This is a genomic window from Stenotrophomonas sp. YJH_SMC_135 (genome assembly GCF_059372355.1).
This window is the reverse complement of sequence record NZ_JCAFVN010000001.1, coordinates 1024111-1049374: the sequence shown is the minus strand read 5'-3', so window position 1 is coordinate 1049374 and position 25264 is coordinate 1024111. Positions and strand designations below refer to the sequence as shown.

Sequence of the window (25264 nt, the reverse complement as noted above, 5' to 3'; positions counted from 1 at the left end):
GTCCCGCGCGGCGCCATCCCCGGCGCCGCGGTTGTGCTTCGGAAAGGGAGTGGCTTACTTGGCCGAATCCAGGGTGCCGGTCGGCAGCACGCTGCCGACAGCGCCCTTCTGCACGCGGATGCGCACGTTCTCGGCCACTTCGATGGTGATGAAGTTGTCGCCGATGTCGGTGACCTTGCCGGCGATGCCACCGTTGGTCAGCACTTCGTCGCCACGCTTGATCTTCTCCAGCATGGACTTGTGTTCCTTCTGCCGCTTCATCTGCGGGCGGATCATCAGGAAGTACATGATGGCGATCAGGATGATCGGGAACAGCAGCGTGGTCAGGCCCATGCCCTGCGGTTGGCCGCCGGCGGCCTGGGCGTGGGCGGCGGGAATCAGGAAAGCAAGCAGGTTCATCGTTGGTCCTTTGGTTGGGCGGCGCTCCCGTCCCTTCAGGGACGGGGGTGTCGACCGCGGATCTGGGTCAGCCTTGAAGTATGCCACGGCCCCGGGCGTTCGTCCTTGGGCCGTTTGGCAGGGGGCGTTCGGGTTACAGCGGCGGGGCCACCGCCCCGCGTGCCGCGTAGAAGGACTCACGGAAGGCCAGGAAGGTTCCCGCCTCGATCGCCGCGCGGATGTCGGCCATCAGCTTTTCGTAGTAGAACAGGTTGTGCAGGGTGCCCAGCATCGGCGCCAGCATCTCGTTGCAGCGGTCCAGGTGGCGCAGGTAGGAACGGGTGTAGCCGCCGGTGCAGGCCACGCAGCCACAACCCGGCTCGATCGGGTCCATGTCGCGCGCGTACTGGGAGTTGCGGATGCGGACGGTGCCGAACGAGGTGAAATAGTGGCCGTTGCGGGCGTTGCGGGTCGGCATCACGCAATCGAACATGTCCACGCCACGTGCGACACCCTCGACCAGGTCCTCCGGCCGGCCCACGCCCATCAGGTAGCGCGGGCGGTCGCCCGGCAGCTCCGGGTCCAGGTGGTCGAGCATGGCGTTGCGCTCGTGCTCCGGCTCGCCCACGGCCAGGCCGCCGATGGCGTAGCCGTCGAAGCCGATCGCCTGCAGGGCATCGGCCGAGCGGCTGCGCAGGTCGGTATGCACGCCGCCCTGGACGATGCCGAACAGGGCCGCGTCGTTGCCCAGTTCGTCATGCGCGTTGCGGCTGCGCTGCGCCCAGCGCAGGCTCAACTCCATCGAACGGCGGGCCACGTCCTCGGTGGCCGGGTACGGGGTGCATTCGTCGAAGATCATCACGATGTCCGAATCGAGCACCTTCTGGATCTTCATGCTCTCCTCGGGACCGAGGAAGACCCGTGCGCCGTCGGTCGGCGAGGCGAAGGTCACGCCCTGCTCGGTGATCTTGCGGCGGTGCGCCAGCGAGAACACCTGGAAGCCGCCGGAGTCGGTCAGGATCGGGCCATCCCAGCGGCAGAAGCCGTGCAGGCCGCCGTGGTCGGCGATGATGTCCAGGCCCGGGCGCAGGTACAGGTGGAAGGTATTGCCGAGGATGATCTCGGCGCCCAGCGCGCGCACCTGGTCCGGCAGGATGCCCTTGACCGAGCCATAGGTCCCCACCGGCATGAAGGCCGGCGTTTCCACCGTGCCACGCGGGAAGGTCAGGCGGCCACGGCGGGCACGGCCGTCGCGGGTCTGGAGCTGGAACTGCAGTCGGGACATGGAGCGGTCATTGGGGCAAATAGTTGCCCATTGTCTCCCAAGAAGGCGTGCGCACCAAGGTGCGCACCCACAGGGGGCCCCTGCCCTCCCGGGGCGCGCTACCCCGCCTGCGGGAACAGCAGCATCGCGTCGCCGTAGCTGAAGAAGCGGTAGCGCTGCTCGATCGCGTGCTGGTAGGCCTCGAACACGCGCTCCTTGCCGGCAAACGCGGAGATCATCATCAGCAGCGTGCTTTCCGGCAGGTGGAAGTTGGTCACCATCGCGTCCACGCTGCGGATGCGGTAGCCGGGGGTGATGAAGATCTGCGTCTCGCCGGCGAACGGCAGCAGCTCGCCATCGCGCATCGCGCTTTCCAGCGCGCGCACCACGGTGGTGCCGACGCCGATCACGCGGCCGCCGGCGGCGCGCGTGCGCCGCACCTGCTGCACCAGTTCGGCACCGACATTCAGCCACTCGCGGTGCATCACGTGGTCCTTCAGGTCTTCGGCACGCACCGGCTGGAAGGTGCCCGCGCCCACGTGCAGGGTGACGTGGCCGAACTCCACGCCCTTGTCCTTCAGCGCGGCCAGCAGCGGCTCGTCGAAATGCAGGCCGGCGGTCGGCGCCGCCACCGCGCCCACTTCACGCGCGAACACGGTCTGGTAGCGCTCGCGGTCGTCCACGCCCGGCTCGCGCTGGATGTACGGCGGCAGCGGCAGGCGGCCGGCATGCAGCAGCCACTGCTCCAGCGACTCGGGCACGTGGAACTGCAGCACGTAGAACTCGCCATCGCGGCCCAGCACCTCGGCTTCGCCACCGGCATCCAGCGCGATGCGGCTGCCGGCCTTCGGCGACTTGCTGGCGCCGACCTGGGCACGGGCCTGCTGGCCGCCGAGCAAGCGCTCGATCAGGATCTCCACGCGGCCGCCGCTGGCCTTCTGCCCGAACAGGCGCGCCGGGATCACCCGGGTGTCGTTGAACACCAGCAGGTCGCCCGACTGCAGCAGCGACGGAAGGTCACGCACCTGCAGGTCGGTGAACGCGGCGGGGGCTTGCGGCACCAGCAGCAGGCGGCTGGCGGAACGCTCGGCCAGGGGCGCCTGCGCGATCAGTTCGGCCGGCAGGTCGTAGTTGAAATCGGACTTCTTCAAGGCAGTGGGCGGCAACAGGTCGACAATGGCGCGCATTGTACGTCCAGCGTCTGCGAGCCGGCGTGCTTCGCGGCGAACGTCGCGCAAAATGCTGCTATGCAGCAGGTTTTTGCGGGGTTATCGCGCAAAAAAACAAGTGCTAGCATCGAGTCGGAAGTCCGCTGCACGAGCCTGCCCCCAAGCGCGCGTTGACGCGCGTTTTGCTTTTGAAGGCCCGTGCGACCCATCGTTTCAGGAGATCTGCAATGAGCTTCATCGAACGCCTCGCCCCCCTGCGCACCCAGCCCGGCACCCGCCTCACCACCGGCCTGGACGACGCCACCCTGACCGCCCTGTCCGTCCGCCACCCGCAGCTGATCGCCGCAGTGGATGCCGCCGCCGAGGAGTTCGCGCGCGTGCAGGCCGACCTGGGGCCGCTGCTGGCGCAGGACGAACAGGCGCAGATCGACGCGATGCAGGACGGCTTCGTCAATTTCTACGCCGATGATGCAGTGACCCCGTACGTGGCGCTGGCCGCGCGTGGCCCCTGGGTGGTCACCCTGAAGGGCGCGGTGCTGTACGACGCCGGCGGCTACGGCATGCTCGGCTTCGGGCACACCCCGGATGCCGTGCTGGAGGCGATGGCACGCCCACAGGTGATGGCCAACATCATGACCCCCAGCCTGTCGCAGCAGCGCTTCATCACGGCCCTGCGCGCCGAGATCGGCCACCGCCGTGGCGGCTGCCCGTTCGCGCGCTTCATGTGCCTGAATTCCGGCTCCGAGGCGGTTGGCCTGGCCGCGCGCATCGCCGACGTCAACGCCAAGCTGCAGACCGACCCGGGCGCGCGCCACGCCGGCGCCACGATCAAGCGCGTGGTGGTCAAGGGCAGCTTCCATGGCCGTACCGACCGCCCTGCCCTGTATTCCGATTCCAGCCGCAAGAGCTACATGCAGCACCTGGCCAGCTACCGCGGCGAGGATTCGGTGATCACCGTGGCGCCGTACGACGAGACCGGCCTGCGCAAGGTGTTCGAGGACGCCGCACGCAACCAGTGGTTCATCGAGGCGGTGTTCCTGGAACCGGTAATGGGCGAAGGCGACCCGGGCCGTTCGGTGCCGCCGGCGTTCTATGCCGTGGCCCGTGAGCTGACCCGTGCGCACGGCAGCCTGCTGCTGCTGGACTCGATCCAGGCTGGTCTGCGCGCGCATGGCGTGCTGTCGGTGGTCGATTACCCGGGCTTCGAAGGCCTGGATCCGCCGGACATGGAGACCTACTCCAAGGCGCTCAACGCCGCGCAGTACCCGCTGTCAGTGCTGGCGGTGACCGAGCACGCCGCGCAGCTGTACCGGAAGGGCATCTACGGCAACACCATGACCAGCAACCCACGCGCGCTGGACGTGGCCTGTGCCACCCTGGCGCAGCTGACCCCGCAGGTGCGTGCCAACATCGCCGAACGCGGTGCCGAGGCCGTGCGCAAGCTGGAACAGCTCAAGAGCGAACTGGGTGGCCTGATCACCAAGGTGCAGGGCACCGGCCTGCTGTTCTCCTGCGAGCTGGCCCCGCAGTTCAAGTGCTACGGCGCCAATTCCACCGAGGAATGGCTGCGCCAGCACGGCATCAACGTGATCCACGGCGGCGAGAATTCGCTGCGCTTCACCCCGCACTTCGGCATGGACAGCGATGAGCTGGACCTGCTGGTCGGCATGGTGGGCCGCGCCCTGCGTGAAGGCCCGCGTCGCGAACAGGCGGCTGCCGCGTAAGCCTGCTTGGCGTTTGTAGAGTCGAGCCATGCTCGACTCAGCCTTTGCCGCGATCTGAACGAAGCGCAGCCGAGCGTGGCTCGGCTCTACAGAAGGCCTGTCAAGGCCTCATAATCCACCGACACCCCGTCCCTGACCGCCCTGCGGTTGGCGACGGGGCGTTTTCGTTTCCGGCCAAGAGACAGGAAGATCCATGAAATCGATCTGTGTGTACTGTGGTTCCAACGCTGGCAGCAAGCCGGCCTACACCGAACGCGCCATTGCCCTGGGTGATCGCATCGCCCGTGACGGCCTGCGCCTGGTGTATGGCGGCGGCAACGTCGGCCTGATGGGAACCGTGGCCAATGCCGTGCTCGCCGCCGGCGGCGAGGTGACCGGCGTGATCCCGCGCCAGCTGGCCGACTGGGAAGTGGCCCACCGCGGCCTGACCGAACTGGAGATCGTCGGTTCGATGCATGAGCGCAAGTCGCGCATGTTCGACCTCGCCGATGGCTTCGTCGCCCTGCCCGGCGGCTTCGGCACCATGGAAGAGATCTTCGAGATGCTGACCTGGCGCCAGCTGGGCATCGGCAACAAGCCATGCGCCTTCCTCGACGTGGAAGGCTTCTACGCCCCGCTGATCGGCATGATCGATCGCATGGTGGAAGAGCGCTTCCTGCATCCGGACCAGCGCCAGGACCTGTGGTACGGCTCGGACATCGAGGAAATGCTGGAGTGGATGCAGAACTATCAGCCGGCCCAGGCTTCCAAGTGGATCGACGAGAAGCGTCGCTCCGCCCTGCGCTGAGGCGACCCGGCGCGGTGGCTCAGGCCACCGCGCCCTCCCACGGCGCCGGACGGCCCAGCAGGTAGCCCTGGCCGTAGTCGCAACCAAGTTCGCGCAGCGTCTGCCGCTGCGCTTCGGTCTCGATGCCTTCGCCGATGGTTTCGATGCCCAAGGTGCGGGCCAGTGACAGCACGCCCTCGACCAGCGCGCGCGTGCTCTGCACTTCCGGCCCATGCAGGCCGGCGATGAAGCTCTGGTCGATCTTCAACGTGCTGATCGGGAAGCGGTGCAGGTAGGACAGTGCCGAGAAGCCGGTACCGAAATCGTCCAGCTGCACCTGGATGCCACGCTCGCGCAGGCCCTGCAGGATGCGCAGCGTGTGCGGGCCATCATCCAGCAGCGCCACCTCGGTAATCTCCAGGCGCAGCCGGCGCGGGTCGGCACCGCATGCATCGAGCAGACCGAACAGGCGGCCACTGAACTCGGCCGAGCGGAAATGGCGTGGCGATACGTTCACCGAGACATAGCCGTGGCCGCCTTCGGCCAGTCCCGCGATGACCTGTTCGTAGATCAGCCAGTCGACCTGCTCGATCAGGCCGCTTTCCTCGCCCAGCTCCAGGAACGCCCCGGGCAGCAACAGGCCACGGCGCTCGTGCTGCCAGCGCAGCAAGGCCTCGTGCCCCACCACTTCGCCATCGGACAGCCGCACGATCGGCTGGTAGAACGGCACGAAGTCGCGGTTGTTGATCGCACGCCGCAGATCCGCTTCCAGGTCCAGGCTGCGCATCGCTTCTTCGCGCATGTCTTCGTCGAAGATCGCGCAGCGGTCATGACCCTGCGCCTTGGCCCGGTACATCGCCGCGTCTGCGTCGCGCAGCAGTTCTTCACCGGTCCGGTAGCGCGGGTTCCACAAGGCGATGCCCAGGCTGCCGGACGGGAACAGTTCGCGCCCGGCGATCCACATCGATTCCTGCAGTGCCAGCAACAGCCGCTGGCCGAACTCCAGCGCCTGTGCCAGCCCCTGCGGACACTGCAGCAGCACCGCGAACTCATCGCCGCCCAGCCGCGCCACCACGTCATCGGTGCCGGCCATCGATACGATGCGCTTGGCCACCTCCACCAGCATGCGATCGCCGGCAGCGTGCCCGATGCTGTCGTTGACCAGCTTGAAGCGGTCCAGGTCGAGGAACAGCACGGCGAACACCGGCCCACCCTCGCGTTTGGCCAGCGCCAGCGCATCCTGCAGGCGATCGAGCAGGTGCAGGCGGTTGGGCAGGCCGGTCAGCGCATCGTGCATGGCCTGATGGGTCAGGCGCTGCTCGGCACGCAGGCGCTCGCCGATCTGCCCGAGCAGCTTCTCGTTGACCTCGGCCAGCTCGCGGGTACGTTCCTCCACGCGCTTTTCCAGCTCGGCATGCGCCGAACGCAGCTGCTGCTGGTCGCGCTGGCGCGCCAGCCCGGTTCCGATGTTCTGTGCAACGAAGGTCAACAAGCGCTGATCGTGCACGCTGAACGTGCTGTTCTCGCTGTAGCTCTGCACCACGATCGCGCCGACCACCTCGTCATCGCGCAGCAGCGGCACGCCCAGCCAGCAATGCGAACGTGCGCCCGATTCGCGCACTTCGCCGCTGGCCAGCAGTGCGTCGATCTGCTGCCGCGAAGCCAGCAACGGACGCCGGTTGCGCACCACGTACTCGGTCAGGCCGCGGCTGAACGGGCGTGGCGCACGGCTGGCGTTGTGCTCGTCCACCGAGTAGACGAAGTCCAGGCCGCTGCCGGCCCCGTTCACCAGCGCGATGTAGAAATTGCGCGCGTCAAGCAGGCGCCCGACCACGCCATGCACCTGCCCGTAGAACTGGGCCAGGCTGTCGGCCGACATCGCCATCTCGGCGATGTTGTACAGCGCGGTCTGCAGCTGCTCTGCGCGGCGGCGCTCGGCCACTTCATCCTGCAGGCTGTGGTTGGCACGCTGCAGCTCCAGCGTGCGCCGCTCCACCTGCTGTTCCAGCCGGACCTGCGCCTGGCGCCGGTCCATCGCGGTCTGCACGTGCTGCGCGACAAAACCCAGCAGCGCCCGCTCGGCCTCGCCATAACGGGCCGCCAGCTCATAGCTCTGCACCACGATGGCGCCGCATACCCGGCCATCGCGCAGCATCGGCACGCCCAGCCAGTCGAGGCTCTCCGGTCCACGCTGCGGGTCGTGCTCCTGCTCGACCACGCGCGCCAGCAACTCGCGCGAGGGGCCGCTGAGCGGCTTGCCGTGGCGCAGCAACGCCACGGTCAGGCTGCGCGGCATCTCGTCGGCGTCATGGCTCTGCGACGGATCGGCGACGAAGTCATCGACCTGGTCGGCGAAGTACAGGAAGCGGATCTGGTCGCGGACATCGTCGTACTCGACGATGTAGCAGTTTTCCGCGTACATCAGTGTGCCAAGCACGCCGTGCACGTGACGCAGCATCTCCGACATCTCCAGGTCGGCGCCAGCCAGATCGGCGATCTGGAACAGCGCCTGCTGCAGCCGTTCAGCTTCTTCCAGCGCCTTGATCTGCCCGGCCTGGCGACCGCGCTGCAGCGCCAGCTCCATGGCCTGCCGGGCCAGCCCCCACCACGCCGCTGAAGGCACGGCGCCTTCGACCGACAACTGCAGGCGGGCACCGTCATATTCCCAGCCATGGCAACCGTTGCCCACGCCGGGCACCGTCAACGCGTCGGCCGCCGCGACAGCCGGCCAGCCGCCCTGTCCGCGGCCCAGCTGCGGGTCATCCCAGCCAACGCGGACCACGGCCGAGTCCGGCAGCAGCGCATGCAATGCGCGCACCAGCGCCGTGCTCAGCACGGCCTCGTGTGGTGGCTCTTCCGCCGGTTCAACGTGCGTGGACAAATGACAATCTCTCGGCGCCGTCTGTGCGTCGCCTCCCCTGAGCCGCCGAGCATAGCGCGCCACCCGGGGGGCAATGGAAGCCCGTAAACCCCGAATCGTGCGCCCGTACGTTTTTCCTCCTGCCCGTAGCCGCTTCCACGCCATGAACCTCGCCCTGCCCGCCCCCGTCACCGGCTATGCGCCACCGCCTGCAGGCCTTACCCTGTACGGCGTGGAAGCCAGCGCACTGCCAACCGATGAAGCCTTGATGCTGGCCTGGGCCGGTGGCGACCTGCGCGCGTTCGAAAGCCTGTATGCACGCCATCGCAAGCGCCTGTTCGGCTTCCTGCTGCGGCAACTGCGCGACAACGCGTTGGCCGAGGAGATCTTCCAGGATGTCTGGCAGCGGGTGATCAGCGCGCGCGCGGGCTGGCAGCCTGACGCTGCATTCAGCACCTGGCTGTTCCGCATCGCCCACAACCGCCTGAACGACCACTGGCGGGCCGCTCGCCATCGCCCTGCCGCACCGGCCGACGCCGACCTGCGCCTGGCCGCGATCGAGGACGGGCAGACCCCGGAAGCCGAGCTTTCCGAATTCGAACAACGTCGCCGCATCCAGCTGGCGATGGAGCAACTGCCGCCCGAGCAGCGCGAAGTGCTGCAGCTGCGGCTGGATCAGGAATTGAGCCTGGAGGAGATCGGCCAGATCACCGGCGTAGGCCGGGAAACCGTGAAATCGCGGCTGCGCTATGCGATGGACAAGCTGCGTGCGGGATTGAACGCATGAACCGAGACGAACCGCTGACGCCGGAAGAACGCGAGCTGGCCCGGCTGCTCGGCCGTCGCGCCGAGCAGGCTCCGCCCGCCGCACTGGACGCTGCCATCCTGGCCGCGGCCCGCGCTGCCGTGGACGCGCCGGCGGCCGATGCTGCTGTCTCCGCCGAGGGGCCGCGCAGGCAGCGCACACGTCCGCGTTGGCCGGCGGTGTTCGGCATCGCCGCCTCGATGGTGTTCGCCATCGGCATCGCCTGGCAGCTGCGCCCGGAACCGCCGCCGGTTCCGGCAGGCGAGGCCGCTGTTGCCGCGGCGCCCGCTGCGGCAGACGTCGCGGCCGCCGATCAGGCCGCTGGGAGCAGTCCAGCCGACAGCGCGGTTGCCGCATCGGAAACGGCCACCGAACCTGCAGCACCCGAGGCGGCCCCTGTTGCCGCTCCCCCGGCGCCGTCCGTCGCGCGGGTAGCCAAGCCTGCGCCGACCGAGACTGCTGAAGCTCCGGCCCAGGCTGCACGATCGATGGCGGCGGATGCGGCCGCCGATACGTCCTTTGCGGCGCTCCCGCCTGCTCCGGCCACCGCACCGGCAGCGGCACCGCCCGCGCCTCCCGCACCGGCTGCCTACTCAGCACCTGCACCGGCATTGGCGCCGGCCCCGGCAGGGGCGCTGAAAGCACGCACCGCCGAGGCGCCAATGGCCAACGCTGCCGATGCGGAACGGGCGCAGGCACTGGATCGGGTAGAGATCACCTCGATGAAGCGGCAGGCCCCGAGCCGCTCCGCGCCCGGCGTCATGCGCCGCGGCGCCGACGCGCGGCTCAGTGCGGATGCCGTGCAGGCCGAGGTGGACGCCGATGCACAGCTGCCGCGACGGCAGTGGCTGCAGAAGATCCGCGCGCGCCGCGATGACGGCCAGCGCGACCTGGCCCGCGCCAGCCTGGAGCGCTATGTGCAGCAGTATCCGGAAGCACGCCTGCCGCGCGACCTGCGCCCGCTGCTGGACGACTGAAGCCGGCAGTGACCTCCGGCGACCCCGTAGAATGGCGGGAATGCCCGATACCCTCGCCCAGCCGGTAAGCCACACGCTGGAAGTCAAACACAGCCGCTTCATTGCCCATGCCGCGCCGATCGATGGCGCCGCGGCAGCATTGGCGTTCCTGCAACAGGTGGGCGTAGCCGACGCAACCCACAACTGCTGGGCCTACCGGCACGGCCAGGACTACCGCTCCAGTGACGATGGCGAGCCCGCCGGCACCGCTGGGCGGCCGATCCTGGCTGCGATCGACGGCCAGGGCTTCGACCGGGTGATGGTGGTCGTGACGCGCTGGTTCGGCGGTATCAAGCTGGGCGCCGGTGGACTGGTGCGTGCCTACGGTGGCGCCGCCGCCGAATGCCTGCGTACCGCCCCGCGCTTGCCGCTGGTGGCGATGGCCCGGCTGCAGCTGTTGGCCGGCTTCGAGGATCTGGGCACCCTGCATGCCACCCTTCCCAGCTTCGGCGCCGTGAAGCGCGATGAACAGTTCGATGCCAACGGCGTGTGCCTGCGGGTCGAATTGCCGGCCGATCAGGTCGATGCATTGAAAATCCGCCTGCGCGACGCCACCCGTGACCGTATCCGCATACAAGACGACGACCAAGATGACTGACAAGGACGACGCCCCTGCCTCGGCCCCACCGCTGCGCCGCCTCGGCAGCCTGCGGACGCTGTGGCCGTTCGTGCGCCGCCACAGCGGGCTGTTCACCGCCTGGCTGCTGGCGCTGGCGGTCTCTTCGGCCGCCACGCTGAGCCTGCCCCCCGCCGTGAAGCAGATGATCGACCACGGCTTCACCAGCGGTGGCCAGATCAACCGTGCCTTCGCCCTGCTGATGCTGGTGGCGGTGGTGCTGGCACTGGCAACGGCCGCACGGTTCTTCTTCGTGTCGCTGCTGGGCGAAAAAGTCGTGGCCGACCTGCGCAGCCGCCTGTACGCACACCTGATCCAGCTCGGTGCCGGTTTCCATGACCGCAGCCGCAGCGGCGAACTGGTCTCGCGCCTGACCGCTGACAGCGAACTGCTGCGCAGCGTGGTCGGCTCGACCATGTCGGTCGCCCTGCGCAGCAGCGTCACCGTGGTCGGCAGCCTGGCCATGCTGTTCGTCACCAGCCCCAGGCTGGCGGCATGGTCGCTGCTCGGCATCCCACTGGCGGTACTGCCGATCATCATCGGCGCGCGCAAGCTGCGCACGGTTGCACGCAGCAGCCAGGACCGCATCGCCGATGCCAACAGCCTGGCCAGCGAGACGCTGGGCGCCGTGCGCACGGTGCAGGCACATGCACGCGAGCCTTACGAGCGCGGACGCTTCGACAAGGCACTGGGCGATGCCATTGGCGCCGCGCGCCGACGCATCGGTGCGCAGTCGCTGGTCACCGCCAGCGCCATCCTGCTGGTGTTCGGCGCCATCGTTGGCGTGCTGTGGCTGGGCGCGCACGATGTCATCGACGGGCGCCTCAGTGCCGGCACGCTGGGCCAGTTCGTGCTGTACGCGCTGATCGGCGGCGGCTCGGTGGGCGCGCTGGCCGAAGTGTGGAACGAACTGCAGCGTGCAGCCGGTGGCATGGGCCGCATTGGCGAGCTGCTGCAGGAAGACATCGAGATCCGTGCGCCGGCGCAGCCGCACGTTCTGCCGCAACCATTGCGCGGCGAAATCCAGTTCGACGACGTGGTGTTCCACTATCCGCAACGTCCGGACCAGGCCGCGCTGGACCACTTCAACCTGCATGTCCGCCCGGGCGAGACGGTGGCCCTGGTCGGCCCGTCGGGCGCGGGCAAGAGCACGGTGCTGTCGATGCTGCTGCGCTTCCACGATCCGGCCAGCGGCCGCATCTGCGTGGATGGCATCGACGTACGCCAGGTCGATCCGGCCGAGCTGCGCGCGCAGCTGGCGCTGGTGCCGCAGCAGCCGACGCTGTTTGCGGCCAGTGCGCGCGACAACATCCGCTATGGCCGCCTGCAGGCCAGTGACGCCGAGGTCGAAGCTGCCGCGCGTGCGGCCGAGGCCGATGGCTTCCTGCGCGCGTTGCCGCAGGGCTACGACAGTGAGTTGGGCGAACGCGGTGCGCGCCTGTCCGGTGGCCAGCAGCAGCGCGTGGCGATTGCCCGGGCACTGCTGAAGGACGCGCCGATCCTGCTGCTCGATGAAGCCACCAGCGCGCTGGACGCACAGAGCGAGCACAGCGTGCAGCAGGCGCTGGAGCGGCTGATGGCCGGTCGCACCACGCTGGTCATCGCCCACCGCCTGGCCACCGTGCTCAAGGCCGACCGCATCGTGGTGATGGACCAGGGCCGCATCGTCGCCGAAGGTACCCATGCCCAGCTTCTGGCCGAAGGCGGACTGTACGCTGAACTAGCACGACTGCAGTTCATCGATTGATGACGGCCGGCTAACATCGGCCGGACCAAGCTGGCCTCGCATCAGCAGCATCCACTGAAGGAGGTACGCGATGTCGTTCCGTCAGTTCCCTGCAGTCGACAGCAATGGCGAAAGCCACATCATCATCGAGTTCAAGCCCGAGGCGAATGGCAGCGGGCATCACTCTGAATCCACGCCGCGTTACGAGCTGGATGACGGGCGTCATCTGGTTCGCAATGGCCGCGAATTCACCACCAGCGGCGGCGAACTGCGGTTGATGATCTAGCGCTGCCCACCTTGGTGGTCACTGGCCGTGTCGCCCTGCTCTGGTAGGTGTCGACCTCGGTCGACACGCGCTTTGCCAAGGGCAGTCGAGCACGGCTCGACTCCACAAGAAGGCGTGATCAATTTTTCACCAAGCATCTTGACAGCCTTGCCTGACAAGGGCTGCGCAGGGTTATCCACACGTTTGCTCAGAAACCATCCACACCGCCTGTGGATGAATTCAGCCCAGCACCCGTCCGATGCCGCTGGCGTCCACGTCGGCCGCCGCCCGACGGATCGCCGTCGGATCACTGCCGGCCACGAATCCGATACGGAAATGCACCTCGCCCCCGGGCGTGCGTGAGGAATGGATCGAAGCCAGGCTGATGCCATGCTGCTCGAACACGTTCAACAGCTCGCGCAGCGAGCCAGGCCGGTCCTCCGGCAGGTGCACCGACAGCGCGTTGCGCTCGGTCAGATCGGCCAGCAGATACCCCACGCGTTCGAACGTGTAGTTGCCATCCGCCAGGGCCTGCTCGCCGAAGGCACTGCGATTGGCTGACAGCAGCTGCTCACGGAATGCAGCCCGTGCGCCGTCGTCGCCCTGTCCGACCTGCACCTGCAGGGCCTGCAGCTGCCCCACCAGCCGCTCCAGCATCGGCGCCACGTACGGGTTGCCGAACTGGATGTCTTCGTAGATCGCCGGATTCAGCGACAGGATGCGCGAGATGATCGCCGTATCCAGCTCGAACGACGCCGAACGGTACGGCATCATCGCGGCCAGATCGCCCAGCTGCGGCTGGTACTGGCGCAGCACGCCTGCCTGCGCCAGGTGGGTGGCATGCACCATCGCCTGCACCAGCGCCATCATCTGGTCGTGGTGCTGCGGCGTCGCGCGCACGCACTCGGCCTGCAGCGCGGTGCACAGCGTATCGACCCATGCCCGCCAATGCTGCAGCCGCGCTTCGCAGACCACCATCACCCGCCCCTTCAGGGTCGGCGCCTTGGGTGGCGCGGTCATCGGGTGCAGTCCGACCACTTCGGCCTGCGAGGCCAGCATCGCCTGCACCGGTGCCTCCTTTACCGAGGTCACATCCAGCCACAGCCTGCCCTGCTCGCGGCCCGCCGATTGCCGCACGTACTCGGCGATCAACGCCGGCGTGTGCCGGATCGGTGCCGAGAACACCAGTACATCGGCCTGCGCCAGCAGGTGTTCCGGCGTGTGCGAGTCCGGGTCGGCCGGGTCATGGCCGATCACCTGCAGCTGCAGGTGCTGCTGGAAGAAGCGGCACAGCCAGCGCCCATAGGCACCAGCACTGCCGACGATGCCGACCGTGCGCGGCGTGCGTGGATCCAGGCCGCTCATGCCACGCGTTCAGCGCGGAAGCGCGTTCCTTCGGCCAGCGCCGCCGGCGCGGCAGCGATCACGTCAAACTCCTCGAAGCCGTTGTCCAGGGTCGCCTCCAGCGCCGCATGGGTGCCGGCAATCGCGCGCGAAATCGCCTGCTGCATCGACTCACCGCGCAGCAGGAACGACACCACCAGCGACATCAGCACGTCACCGGTACCGGCCACGTCCACCGGCAGCAGCGGTGAGGTCCAGCGCCAGGTTTCCTCGTGCCCGACCGCCAGGGTGACCAGCTCACCCGGGTTGCCGCCTACGCTGTGCGCGATCACCCAGTGCGGGCCACGATCCAGCAGCGTGCGCGCGGCGGCGATGGCATCGGCCTCGGCCAGTGCCGGCATGCCGGTCAGGCGATTCAGTTCGAAGGCATTGGGCGTCACCAGCCAGGCGTGCGGCAGCAGGCGCTCGGCGAAGATCGCTTCCAGGCCCGGTTCCACGTAGGGTCCGGTATGGGTATCACCGATCACCGGGTCCAGGCAGTAACGCAGCTGTGGGCAGGCCGGCAGGATGTTGTCCAGCCAGTCGGCGAAGGCCGCACCGTTGGCGGTGCTGCCGAAGTAACCGGACACCAGCATCTTCGCCCGCTGCGGCAGGCCACGCTCGTGGGTACCCAGCAGCAGGTCGGCAAACCAGTCGGCGGGCAGCACGCGGCCCCGCGTAGTGTCGTAGAACGGCGCATTGCTCAGCAGCACGGTCGGGATTTCGGCGACGCGCACGCCCAGTGCGCGCATCGGCGGGACGGCGGCACTGTTGCCGGCGTGGCCGTACACAAGTTGCGACTGGACCGAGATGACATCGATCGGCGACGGCCCATCCGGCCGCTGGCGGCGGCCGTGGACCAGGTGGTTATCAAGGGATTCGCTCATGGCCGCATTCTACGCCCAAGGGAGTTTTCGGCAGGGCTTGCAGCCCTGCACCTGCCGAAGGCGAAGCCGAAGCAAGATCAAGAGCCGCATTCCGTGGGATGGCGGGGCGGTGTGGGTGCCGACCGTTGGTCGGCACATCTGTGGGATACCGAAATAAATCGGGGTCAGATCCGTTTTCCTTCGGAAAACGGATCTGACCCCACGAGCTGTTCCGACAGATCGCGGAAGCCTGTCGAAGGCGGGGTGGGTCCGGTTGCAGGGGTGTCCGCGGCATGGATGCCGCGGCCAAGCCCCCAGGGATGGGTTTACGGCGTCCCCTGCAACCGGACCCACCCCGCCAACCCACGGATAGCCAGCTTCTGCTGTTGACGTTGCCTCTGCAGGTGCAGGGCTGCAAGCCCTGCAAACCCAAGCCCCTCAGTGAGCAGCAGGCCGCGACGGTGGCAGCCACGCTGCGACGATACCGAGCAGCGGCAGGAACGCGGTCAGCTGATAGACGTATTCGATGCTGGTCCTGTCTGCCAGCATGCCCAGCACGGCCGCGCCAAGCCCGCCCATGCCGAATGCAAAGCCGAAGAACAGGCCGGACACCATGCCGATGCGGTGCGGCATCATTTCCTGCGCATAGACCACGATCGCCGAGAACGCCGAGGAGAGCACGAAGCCGATCAGCACTGCCAGCACTGTGGTCCATAGCAGATCGGCGTGCGGCAGCATCAGCGCGAACGGGGCCACGCCGAGGATCGAGGTCCAGATGATCGGCTTGCGGCCGATGCGGTCACCCAGTGGGCCGCCGAGGAAACCACCGGCGGCAGACGCCACCAGGAACGCGAACAGATGCAGTTGCGCCTGTGCCACCGGAATGCCGAAGTGGTGGATCAGGTAGAAGGTGAAGTAGCTGCCGATGCTGGCCATGTAGAAGTACTTGCTGAAGATCAGCACCAGCAGGATCGCCAGCACCTTGGCCACGGTGCGCGGCGGATGCCGCGGGGCCATAGACGCGGTGCTGGCCGGACGCGGTGTGCCCAGGTGCAGTGCATACCAGCGGCCAACATAGGTCAGCAGCGCGATGCCGATCAGCGCGGCGCCGGCAAACCATGATGCGGCACGCTGGCCATACGGCACGATCACGGCCGCAGCGATCAACGGCCCCAGCGCGGTACCGAAGTTGCCACCCACCTGGAACACCGACTGCGCGAAGCCATGGCGACCGCCCGAGGCCAGCCGGGCGATGCGCGAGGCCTCCGGGTGGAAGATGGCCGAACCAATGCCGACCATCGCCGCAGCCATCAGCACCACCGCGTAGTTCGGCGCAAAGCCGAGCAGCAGCATGCCGCACAGGGTCGAGGCCATGCCGATCGGCAGCGAATACGGTGCCGGGCGGCGGTCGGTGGCCATGCCGATCAACGGCTGGAAGATCGACGCGGTGAGCTGGTAGGTCAGCGTGATCAGGCCGATCTGGGTGAAGCTGAGGTTGAAGCCGCCCTTGATCACCGGATAGATGGCCAGGATCAGCGACTGCATCATGTCGTTGACGACATGCGAGGTGGAGATGGCGGCCAGCACGCCGGGAGCCACCGGGCGTGAGGGCGTTGCGGGAGAAGCCAGGGTCGACATGGACACAGTCAGGTTGGGGGCGAGCCACGCATGCTACGGTGGACTCCCACTCCCTTCTGCCGCGTTCGGGTCATGGCCTATCGCAAAAAGGACACTCCCTGCCCGATCCGCGAGACCGCGCCGTGGAACGAAGTGCCGGTACACCGCCCGGTGACCAGCCGCGCCCGGCACTACCCGCCCGGTACCCACATCGCGCCACACCGGCATCGCCGTCACCAACTGGTCTTCGCCATGTCCGGCCTGATGGTGGTGCGCGCGGACGGTGGCCGCTGGGTCGTGCCCTCCACCCGCGCGATCTGGGTTCCGGCCGGCATGGTGCATGCGGTGGACTGCATCGCCGAGGTGCACATGCGCAGCCTGTACGTGGAACCGGACTTCGCGCCGCAACTGCCGGATGGGGCGTTCGCAGTACAGGTGGCGCCGCTGCTGCGCGAACTACTGCTGGCGGCCAGCCTGATCGAGTCCGCGCACGTGGACGACAGCCGCGACGGTCGCGTGGTGCGCCTGCTGCTGGACGAGCTGCACCGCATGGACGTGCTGCCGCTGCACCTGCCCTCGCCCACCGACCCGCGCCTGCAGAGGATCTGCCAGCACATCCAGAAGCATCCCGCCGACGACGCCACGCTGCAGGACTGGGCCCAGGCGCTGCAGGTGGACGTGAAGACCATCCAGCGCCATTTCGCCGGCGAACTGGGCATGACCTTCGGGCAGTGGCGGCAGCAGGCGCGCCTGCTGGCCGCTCTGGAGCGGCTGGCAGTCGGCGACAAGGTCATCGATGTGGCGCTGGCGATGGGCTACGACAGCCCCAGCGCGTTCACCAGCATGTTCAAGCGCCAACTGGGGCAGACGCCCGCGGCGTTTTTCCGCTGATCGCAAACGAAAACGCCGGGCATGGCCCGGCGCTGCCGCTCAACGCTTCGGTTGAAAAACTCAGGACGTCATCCGGTCCCAGAAGCCCTTCACGCCATCCATGAACGTCGCCGACTTCGGCGAATGCTTGCGTGCTTCCTCGCCGACAAAGGTGGCTTCGAACTGCTCCAGCAGCTTGCGCTGTTCGTTGGTGAGGTTGACCGGGGTCTCCACCACCACGCGGCAGTACAGGTCGCCCTCGCTGCGGCTGCGCACCGAACGCACGCCCTTGCCACGCAGGCGGAACAGCTTGCCGGTCTGGGTCTCGGCCGGGATGCGGATTTCCGCTTCGCCGCCGAGGGTCGCCACGCGTACGGTGTCGCCAAGCGCTGCCTGCGAGATGCGGATCGGCACTTCGCAGTGCAGGTCGTCGCCATCGCGCTGGAAGATCGCATGCTCGCGCACGCGCACTTCCACGTACAGGTCACCCGGCGGCGTACCGGCCGGACCGGCCTCACCTTCACCCTGCAGGCGGATGCGGTCGCCGGTATCGACGCCCGCCGGCACCTTCACCGACAGCACCTTGTCTTCCTCGACACGGCCGTTGCCGTGGCAGGTCTTGCAGGGCTTGGCGATGATCTGCCCACGGCCGCCGCAGTTGTGGCAGGCCTGCTGCATGGCGAAGATGCCGCGCTGGATGCGCACCTGGCCGCGGCCATGGCACACATTGCAGGTTTCGACCTTGCCGTCTTCGGAGCCACTGCCATCGCAGTCGCCGCACTCGGCCAGGGTCGGGATCTCGATGCGGCGCTCAACGCCGCGTACCGCCTCTTCCAGGTCCAGCTCCATCACGTAGCCGATGTCGGCGCCGCGACGGGCCTGGCGCGGCCCACCGCCGCCCCCGCCAAAAATGTTGCCGAAGATATCGCCGAAGATATCGTTCATGTCCGGGCCGCCCGGACCACCACCGCCCATGCCGTGCTCGAACGCGGCGTGGCCGTGGCTGTCGTACATGCGGCGCTTGTTGCCATCGGACAGCACTTCGTAGGCTTCCTTGCACTCCTTGAAGGAGGCTTCGGCCGCCGCATCACCCGGGTTGCGGTCCGGGTGGAACTTCATCGCACAGCGACGGTAGGCCTTCTTCAGCTCGTCGTCGGTGGCGGTGCGGGCAACGCCCAGCACTTCGTAGTAATCGCGCTTGCTCATATGGTGAATCTGGTTCCGGAAAGTCGGGATTCGTCAAAGCGGAAGAGCGGAACCAGGTCCGCTCTTGCGTCGGGCGCCCCGACACGCCGGTGGGCGGTCAGGACCCTGATGCGACAACGGGACGCTGATGGCCAGCGTCCCGTGTCGGTCCGGATCAGGACTTCTTGTCGTCCTTGACTTCGGTGAACTCGGCGTCGACCACGTCGTCCTGCGCCTTGCCGGCGTTGCCGGCGTCGGCACCCGGGGCACCGCCCTGGTCGGCCGAAGCAGCGGCGAACAGCGACTGGCCGGCTTCCTCCAGCACCTTCGACTTGGCTTCGATCTGTGCCTTGTCGTCACCCTTCATCGCGGTTTCCAGGTCGGCCAGGGCCGCCTCGACCTTGCCGATGACATCGCCGCCGACCTTGCTGCCGTGCTCGGTGATGGCACTGCGGGTGCCGTGGATCAGGGCATCGGCCTGGTTGCGGGCCTGCACCAGCTCCTGGAACTTCTTGTCTTCTTCGCGGTTGGCTTCCGCGTCGGCGACCATGCGTGCGATCTCTTCCTCGGACAGGCCCGAACCGGCCTTGATCTCGACCTTCTGTTCCTTGTTGGTCTTCTTGTCCTTGGCCGACACGTGCAGGATGCCGTTGGCGTCGATGTCGAAGGACACTTCCACCTGCGGCAGGCCACGCGGAGCCGGCTCAATGCCGGACAGGTCGAACTTGGCCAGCGACTTGTTGAAGCGGGCCTGCTCGCGCTCACCCTGCAGCACGTGCACGGTCACGGCCGACTGGTTGTCCTCGGCGGTGGAGAACACCTGCGAGGCCTTGGTCGGGATGGTGGTGTTCTTCTCGATGATCTTGGTGAACACGCCGCCCATGGTCTCGATGCCCAGCGACAGCGGGGTCACGTCCAGCAGCAGCACGTCCTTGACGTCGCCGCCCAGCACGCCGCCCTGGATCGCAGCACCCAGTGCCACGGCTTCGTCCGGGTTGACGTCCTTGCGCGGTTCCTTGCCGAAGAATTCGGTCACCGCCTGCTGCACCTTCGGCATGCGGGTCTGGCCACCGACCAGGATCACTTCGCTGATGTCGCTCGAACGCAGGCCGGCATCGTTCAGGGCGACGCGGCACGGCTCGATCGACTTCTTGATCAGGTCTTCCACCAGCGCTTCCAGCTTGGCGCGGGTCAGCTTGATGTTCAGGTGCTTCGGACCCGAGGCGTCAGCGGTGACGTACGGCAGGTTCACTTCGGTCTGCTGGGCGCTGGACAGCTCGATCTTGGCGCGCTCGGCAGCGTCCTTCAGGCGCTGCAGGGCCAGCGGATCCTTGCGCAGGTCGATGCCCTGGTCCTTGTTGAATTCTTCAACCAGGTACTCGATGACGCGGTTGTCGAAGTCTTCACCGCCCAGGAAGGTGTCGCCGTTGGTGGCCAGCACTTCGAACTGCTTCTCGCCGTCGACGTTGGCGATCTCGATCACCGAGACGTCGAAGGTGCCGCCGCCCAGGTCGTACACCACGATCTTGCGATCCTTGTTGTCGCCCTTGTCCAGGCCATAGGCCAGCGCGGCCGCGGTCGGCTCGTTGATGATGCGCTTGACGTCCAGGCCGGCGATGCGGCCGGCATCCTTGGTCGCCTGGCGCTGGCTGTCGTTGAAGTAGGCCGGCACGGTGATGACCGCTTCGGTGACCTTCTCACCGAGGAAGTCCTCGGCGGTCTTCTTCATCTTTTCCAGCACCTTGGCCGAGATTTCCTGCGGCGCCATCTTCTTGCCGTCGCTGGTGGCCACCCAGGCATCGCCGTTGTCATGGGCCAGGATGCTGTACGGGACGTGGGCGATGTCCTTCTGCACTTCGGCGTCGGTGAACTTGCGGCCGATCAGGCGCTTCACCGCGTAGAAGGTGTTCTTCGGGTTGGTGACGGCCTGGCGCTTGGCCGAGGCGCCCACCAGGACTTCGCCGTCCTTGGTGTAGGCGACGATCGACGGGGTGGTGCGATCGCCTTCCGAATTCTCGATGACGCGGGCCTTGCCGCCGTCCATGATCGCCACGCACGAGTTGGTGGTGCCGAGGTCGATACCAATGATCTTGCCCATGGGGGAGACTCCTGAGGATGCTTGTTGGGGTCAGTCCGGCCGTTCGGCCGGTGGATGAATACGATGTGGGGGAGGCTCGTGGAACATTCAAGCCATCTCCCGAACGCTGTGTTTCCGGTCGCCCGGCGCGTTCAGCGTCGGGCCGGGTGACGGGACATTCCCGCCTTCCGGCCCTGGAGGGGTCAGTCGGCGGCCACCACCACCAGCGCCGGCCGCAGCAGGCGCTCGTTGAGCAGGTAACCCTTCTGGAACACGGTCACCACGCTGCCCGGGGCGGCGTCTGGGGCCGGCACCTGGCTGATGGCCTGGTGGTGTTCCGGGTTGAACGGCTGGCCGATCGGGTCCAGCAGGACCAGCCCGTTGTCGGCGGCAACCTTCAGCAGCTGCTTGTAGGTCAGCTCCAGGCCCTCGCGCAGCGGATGCGGGTCATCGCCGGCCGCCTTCAAGCCGGCATCCAGGCTGTCGAACACCGGCAGCAGCTCGCCCAGCAGCTTCTCGTTGGCGAACTTGCGGGCCTGCTCGATGTCACGGGCAACGCGCTTGCGCTGGTTCTCGAGGTCGGCGCGCTCACGCAGCGCATCGGCCTTGATCTGCTCGACCTCGGCGCGCAGGCGCTCCACTTCGTCGTTGACGCCGGCGGCGGCGGCCGCATCGGCGGCAGTCTGCTGGGATTCGATATCTGGATGTTCGTGGTTCATGTCTGGGTCCCTGGCGGTCAGTCTCCGCCTCCACCCACCCTAGTGTGGGCGGGATGCTGCGTTTCAAGCGTCGGATGTTCCAGGAGTGCGCCCGGCTGGCGAAAACGCCGCGCCGAGTACATCGGCAGTAGCCTGGACCAGCGGGATCATCCGGTCGTAGGCCATCCGCTTGGGGCCGATCACGCCCAGCACGCCCAGCACCTGGCCATTGGCGGTATAGGGGGCGGTGACCAGCGACACCCCCTGCAACGGCATCATCCCGGTCTCCTCGCCGATGAAGATGCGCACCCCCGGGGCCTGGATGGTGCGCTCCAGCAGCTGCAGGATCTCGCGCTTGCTGGAGAACAGCTCGAACAGCTCGCGCAGGCGCTCCAGGTCGGACAGGTCCTGCACCCCCATCAGACGGGTCTGCCCGGCCACCAGCATGTCATCGGCCGCCGGCTGCAGGGCCTGCTCGGCCAGCTCGATGCTGTGCGCCAGCAGCTGCTCCAGCTCCGAACGGGCATCACGCAGTTCCAGCAGCAGGCGGGTGCGGATCTCGGCCATCGGCAGGCCGGCGAAATGCGCGTTGAGGTAGTTGGCGACCTGTTCCAGCTGGCCCGGCGCGAACTCCTGGCGGGTCTCGATGACCCGGTTCTGCACCTCGTTGTCGGCGAACACCAGGATCGCCAGCACCCGGCGCCCGTCCAGCGCCACGAAATCGATCTGGCGGAACGCGAACTGCTCGCGCCGCGGGGCGCTGACCACGCCGACGAAGTGGCTCATCGCCGACAGCAGCTCCGAGGCGCTGCCAAGCAGGGCCTGGGTGCTGCCGCCGCCGGCCAGTTCCTGGCGCAGCCGGGCCAGCTCGCCTTCGCCCGGCGGCTGCATCTGCAGCAGGCTGTCGACGAACACCCGGTAGCCATGTGCGGTCGGGACGCGCCCGGCCGAGGTGTGCGGCGAAGCCAGCAGCCCGAGGTCTTCCAGGTCACCCAGGATGTTGCGGATGGTGGCCGGACTGACCTCCAGCCCGGCCACGCGCGCCAGCGTCTGCGAGCCGACCGGCTCACCGTCCTGGATGTAACGCGCGATCAGCGTGCGCAGCAGATGGCGCGCACGCGGGGCAAGCTGGTCGGGAGAACCGTGCATGGAATCAACCTGTGAGACACGGACACTAGATAATGGCGGCGGATCACCTTGGCAAGTCATTGGACCTCCCGCGCCCGCGTGCTAGCGTTGCGCGGCTGCTGACACCCCCTTACCCATGCTCAGACATCTTTCGATCAAGGATTTCGCCGTCGTCCGCGCCACCGAACTGGAGTTCGGGCCAGGCATGACCGTGGTTTCAGGCGAGACCGGCGCCGGCAAGTCACTGATGGTCGACGCGCTGGGCTTCCTGTCCGGCCTGCGCGCCGACAGCGGCGTGGTCCGCCACGGCGCCGCGCGCGCCGAGCTGTCGGCCGAGTTCGCGCTGGACCAGCTGCAGGCCGCGCGCCAGTGGCTGGCCGACAACGAGCTGGACGACGAGGAGCAGTGCCAGCTGCGCCGCGTGATCCGTGCCGATGGCGGCTCGCGGGCCTGGATCAACGGCCGCCCGGTGACCCTGGCGCAGCTGGGCGACCTGGCCTCGCTGCTGGTGGAGATCCACGGCCAGCACGAGCAGCAGGCCCTGCTGACGCGCCCGTCGCAGCTGGCCCTGCTGGACGCCTATGCCGGCAACGAGGACGAGCGCCGCCAGGTGCGCCGCGCCGCTGCGGCCTGGCAGGCCCTGGTCGATGAATCGCTGGCGCTGTCGCAGCAGGGCGACGTCAGTGACCGGATCGGCTTCCTGGAGCACCAGCTGCGCGAACTGGACCGCGAAGACCTGGAACCGGAGTCGATTGCCGCGCTGGGCGCCAGCCACCGCCGCCAGGCCCATGCCAGTGCCCTGCTGGGTGCCTGCCAGGCGGCCAGCAACCAGCTCAATGGCGACGACGGCAGTTCCGCGCTGGACCTGCTGCAGCAGGTGCGCCACGAGCTGTCGCGCCTGATCGAACACGACCCGCGCCTGGGCGAGGTCGACGGCCTGATCGAGAATGCCTCGATCCAGCTGCACGAAGCCCTGTCGCTGCTGGACCGCGTGCATGACGACCTCGACGCCGACCCGGAACAGTTCGAGGAGAACGAGCGTCGCCTCGGCCGCCTGCACGACCTGGCCCGCAAGCACCGTGTGCCGATGGACGAGCTGGGCGCGCAGCGCGAGCGCATGCACGCCGAAGTGGAACAGCTGCGTGGTGCTGACGAACGCCTGCAGCGCCTCGCCGGCGAGATCGACAAGGCCGCTGCGGCCTGGCGAGTGCAGGCCGGGCTGCTGACCGCCAGCCGCCGCGCCGCCGCTGCCGAGCTGTCGGCCACCACCACCGGCATCATCGCAGAGCTGGGCATGGGCGGCGGCCAGTTCCTGATCGAGCTGGAACCGCAGGACGCCGGCAAGCCCGACCCGCAGGGTGCCGAGCGCGTGGAATTCCTGGTGGCGGCCAATGCCGGGCAGCCACCGCGTGCCCTGCGCAAGGTGGCCTCGGGTGGCGAACTGTCGCGCATCTCGCTGGCCATCGAAGTGGCCGCGCTGGACCTGGATGCAGTGCCGACCATGGTGTTCGACGAAGTCGACTCCGGCATCGGTGGCGCGGTGGCGGACATCGTCGGCCAGAAGCTGCGCGCCCTTGGCGAGAAGCGCCAGGTGCTGTGCGTGACCCACCTGCCGCAGGTCGCCTCCAAGGGCCATGCCCATTACCGGGTCAGCAAGGCCCCGGTGGAAGGCATGACCCAGAGCGCAGTGGAAAAGCTGGACAGCAAGGCGCGCGAGGAAGAACTGGCGCGCATGCTCGGCGGCGTGGAAGTGAGCAAGGAAGCGCGCGCCGCCGCACGCAAGCTGCTGCAGGTGTAACGCCGGCCGAGCCGAGCATTGGCTCGGCTTCCGCACGGTAGTGCCGGCCGCTGGCCGGCACCCCGATGCGGGTGGATGAAGATCATGAGGTTGCCGGCCAGCGGCCGGCACTACCCCTGTGGCTGCGTCAGATCGACGTTCTCCACCAGGAAATCAAGAAACGCGCGCACCCGCAGCGGCAGGTAGCCGCCCTGCCCCAGGAACACCGCGTGCACCTCTTCCAGGTCACCGGGATTGGCGTCCTCCAGCACCGGCAGCAAGCGCCCGGCGGCAATGTCCTGCTGCACCTGGAATGCTGCCAGCCGCGCCATGCCCAGCCCACCCAGCACCAGCTGGCGCAGCGCATCGCCGTTGCTGGCGCGCGCGTTGCCACTGGGCAGCAGCATGCGTTCGCGCCCGTCCTGCAACAATGGCCAGCCCTGCATCGCGCGCGCATGGCCGATATCCAGCCGGTTGTGCGACTGCAGCTCCTCGGCAGTGCGTGGCAGCCCGTGCCGCTGCGCGTAGGCCGGTGCAGCCACGATCATCATCCGCGTCGCACCCAGCCGCCGCGCCACCAGGCTGGAGCTCTTCAGTGGACCGGCCCGCACCGCCACGTCGGTGCGCTGCTCAAGCAGGTCGATCACCTCGTCATTGAGGGTCAGGTCCACGCCTACCTGCGGGTTGCGTTCGAGGAATGCCGGCAGCAGCGGCAGCAGGAAATGCTGGCCGAACGGCACGTTGGAGTTTACCCGCAGCCGTCCGCGCGGCTCGGCATGGGCACTGGCACAGCGCTCGGCCTCCTCCAGGTCGGCCAGCACGCGCAGGCCGCGCTCGTAGAACGCGCAGCCTTCCGGGGTCAGCTGCAGCTGGCGGGTGGAGCGTTGCAGCAGGCGCGTACCCAGCCGCTGCTCCAGCCGGGCCACCAGCTTGCTCACTGCTGACGGCGTCATGTCCAGGGTGCGTGCGGCGGCGGAGAAGCCACCGGTCTCGATCACCCGCACGAACACTTCCAGTTCGCCGGATCGGTTGATGTCGGGTCGCGCCATGGCGATGAATCCAGTTCACAGATGA

At 67.9% G+C, this 25264-nt stretch carries 21 protein-coding genes; 9 read left to right on the top strand and 12 right to left on the bottom strand.

What is annotated here, in order from left to right; all coding sequences use genetic code 11:
• Positions 1–54 precede the first annotated feature (54 nt).
• The 3 genes from yajC to queA form a co-directional block, all read right to left on the bottom strand.
• The gene (yajC, locus tag AC5P98_RS05360) at positions 55–399 is read right to left on the bottom strand and encodes a preprotein translocase subunit YajC (protein WP_014036867.1); all 345 of its coding nucleotides are present in this window, start codon (positions 397–399) and stop codon (positions 55–57) included.
• 133 nt (positions 400–532) lie between these two features.
• Entirely contained in the window at positions 533–1663 is a 1131-nt protein-coding gene (gene tgt / locus AC5P98_RS05355) for a tRNA guanosine(34) transglycosylase Tgt (protein ID WP_014646826.1), read from the bottom strand.
• 98 nt (positions 1664–1761) lie between these two features.
• A complete protein-coding gene (gene queA, locus AC5P98_RS05350) occupies positions 1762–2829 on the bottom strand; it encodes a tRNA preQ1(34) S-adenosylmethionine ribosyltransferase-isomerase QueA (protein WP_049408219.1) in 1068 nt (355 codons plus the stop codon).
• 209 nt (positions 2830–3038) lie between these two features.
• Here queA and AC5P98_RS05345 point away from each other — a divergent pair, with 209 nt between their 5' ends.
• Entirely contained in the window at positions 3039–4535 is a 1497-nt protein-coding gene (locus tag AC5P98_RS05345; protein ID WP_049408221.1) for an aminotransferase class III-fold pyridoxal phosphate-dependent enzyme, read from the top strand.
• Between the two features lie 193 nt (positions 4536–4728).
• On the top strand, positions 4729–5322 hold the full coding sequence (locus AC5P98_RS05340; RefSeq protein ID WP_014036864.1) for an LOG family protein: 594 nt from the start codon (positions 4729–4731) through the stop codon (positions 5320–5322).
• A gap of 19 nt (positions 5323–5341) precedes the next feature.
• On the opposite strand, the gene AC5P98_RS05335 is transcribed toward AC5P98_RS05340, so the two are convergent.
• On the bottom strand, positions 5342–8182 hold the full coding sequence (locus AC5P98_RS05335) for a bifunctional diguanylate cyclase/phosphodiesterase (protein WP_049419552.1): 2841 nt from the start codon (positions 8180–8182) through the stop codon (positions 5342–5344).
• A 247-nt stretch (positions 8183–8429) separates the two neighbouring features.
• Between AC5P98_RS05335 and AC5P98_RS05330 the strand changes: the two genes are divergently transcribed.
• The 5 genes from AC5P98_RS05330 (at position 8430) to AC5P98_RS05310 (ending at position 12610) form a co-directional block, all read left to right on the top strand.
• A complete protein-coding gene (locus AC5P98_RS05330) occupies positions 8430–8948 on the top strand; it encodes an RNA polymerase sigma factor (protein WP_229653773.1) in 519 nt (172 codons plus the stop codon).
• A complete protein-coding gene (locus AC5P98_RS05325) occupies positions 8945–9943 on the top strand; it encodes a hypothetical protein (RefSeq protein WP_049405986.1) in 999 nt (332 codons plus the stop codon). The genes AC5P98_RS05330 and AC5P98_RS05325 overlap by 4 nt, the downstream gene beginning before the upstream one ends.
• A 40-nt stretch (positions 9944–9983) precedes the next feature.
• Complete coding sequence (locus tag AC5P98_RS05320) at positions 9984–10580, top strand: IMPACT family protein (RefSeq protein WP_049405984.1); 597 nt, start codon at positions 9984–9986, stop codon at positions 10578–10580.
• Positions 10573–12345: an ABC transporter transmembrane domain-containing protein gene (locus AC5P98_RS05315; protein ID WP_032960563.1), complete on the top strand. Its 1773-nt coding sequence runs from the start codon at positions 10573–10575 to the stop codon at positions 12343–12345. The genes AC5P98_RS05320 and AC5P98_RS05315 overlap by 8 nt, the downstream gene beginning before the upstream one ends.
• Before the next feature lie 70 nt (positions 12346–12415).
• Positions 12416–12610: a hypothetical protein gene (locus tag AC5P98_RS05310; protein ID WP_014646818.1), complete on the top strand. Its 195-nt coding sequence runs from the start codon at positions 12416–12418 to the stop codon at positions 12608–12610.
• Positions 12611–12829: 219 nt separating this feature from the next.
• On the opposite strand, the gene AC5P98_RS05305 is transcribed toward AC5P98_RS05310, so the two are convergent.
• From AC5P98_RS05305 to AC5P98_RS05295, 3 genes are all read right to left on the bottom strand, one after another.
• A complete protein-coding gene (locus AC5P98_RS05305) occupies positions 12830–13954 on the bottom strand; it encodes a prephenate dehydrogenase (RefSeq protein WP_049405982.1) in 1125 nt (374 codons plus the stop codon).
• Positions 13951–14859: a pyridoxal kinase gene (gene pdxY / locus AC5P98_RS05300; RefSeq protein WP_014646816.1), complete on the bottom strand. Its 909-nt coding sequence runs from the start codon at positions 14857–14859 to the stop codon at positions 13951–13953. Before pdxY ends, AC5P98_RS05305 begins: the two co-directional genes overlap by 4 nt.
• Positions 14860–15276: 417 nt before the next feature.
• Positions 15277–16476, bottom strand: a complete 1200-nt coding sequence (locus AC5P98_RS05295) for an MFS transporter (protein WP_049407698.1) — start codon at positions 16474–16476, stop codon at positions 15277–15279.
• Positions 16477–16548: 72 nt separating this feature from the next.
• Here AC5P98_RS05295 and AC5P98_RS05290 point away from each other — a divergent pair, with 72 nt between their 5' ends.
• Complete coding sequence (locus tag AC5P98_RS05290) at positions 16549–17346, top strand: AraC family transcriptional regulator (RefSeq protein WP_014646814.1); 798 nt, start codon at positions 16549–16551, stop codon at positions 17344–17346.
• Between the two features lie 60 nt (positions 17347–17406).
• Here the strand turns inward: AC5P98_RS05290 and dnaJ are convergent, their stop codons facing one another.
• From dnaJ to hrcA, 4 genes are all read right to left on the bottom strand, one after another.
• The gene (dnaJ, locus tag AC5P98_RS05285; protein ID WP_014036853.1) at positions 17407–18531 is read right to left on the bottom strand and encodes a molecular chaperone DnaJ; all 1125 of its coding nucleotides are present in this window, start codon (positions 18529–18531) and stop codon (positions 17407–17409) included.
• 154 nt (positions 18532–18685) lie between these two features.
• Positions 18686–20608 carry a molecular chaperone DnaK gene (gene dnaK / locus AC5P98_RS05280; RefSeq protein WP_032959111.1) on the bottom strand — a complete coding sequence of 641 codons (1923 nt, stop codon included), beginning with the start codon at positions 20606–20608 and terminating at the stop codon, positions 18686–18688.
• 182 nt (positions 20609–20790) lie between these two features.
• Positions 20791–21306, bottom strand: coding sequence for a nucleotide exchange factor GrpE (gene grpE, locus AC5P98_RS05275; protein ID WP_014646812.1), 516 nt, complete (start codon positions 21304–21306; stop codon positions 20791–20793).
• A 63-nt stretch (positions 21307–21369) separates the two neighbouring features.
• Positions 21370–22434 carry a heat-inducible transcriptional repressor HrcA gene (hrcA, locus tag AC5P98_RS05270; protein ID WP_010484463.1) on the bottom strand — a complete coding sequence of 355 codons (1065 nt, stop codon included), beginning with the start codon at positions 22432–22434 and terminating at the stop codon, positions 21370–21372.
• Positions 22435–22549: 115 nt separating this feature from the next.
• On the opposite strand from hrcA, the gene recN reads away from it, so the two are divergent.
• Entirely contained in the window at positions 22550–24211 is a 1662-nt protein-coding gene (gene recN / locus AC5P98_RS05265; RefSeq protein WP_049407703.1) for a DNA repair protein RecN, read from the top strand.
• 110 nt (positions 24212–24321) lie between these two features.
• Here the strand turns inward: recN and AC5P98_RS05260 are convergent, their stop codons facing one another.
• On the bottom strand, positions 24322–25239 hold the full coding sequence (locus tag AC5P98_RS05260; RefSeq protein WP_032959114.1) for a LysR family transcriptional regulator: 918 nt from the start codon (positions 25237–25239) through the stop codon (positions 24322–24324).
• Positions 25240–25264 lie beyond the last annotated feature (25 nt).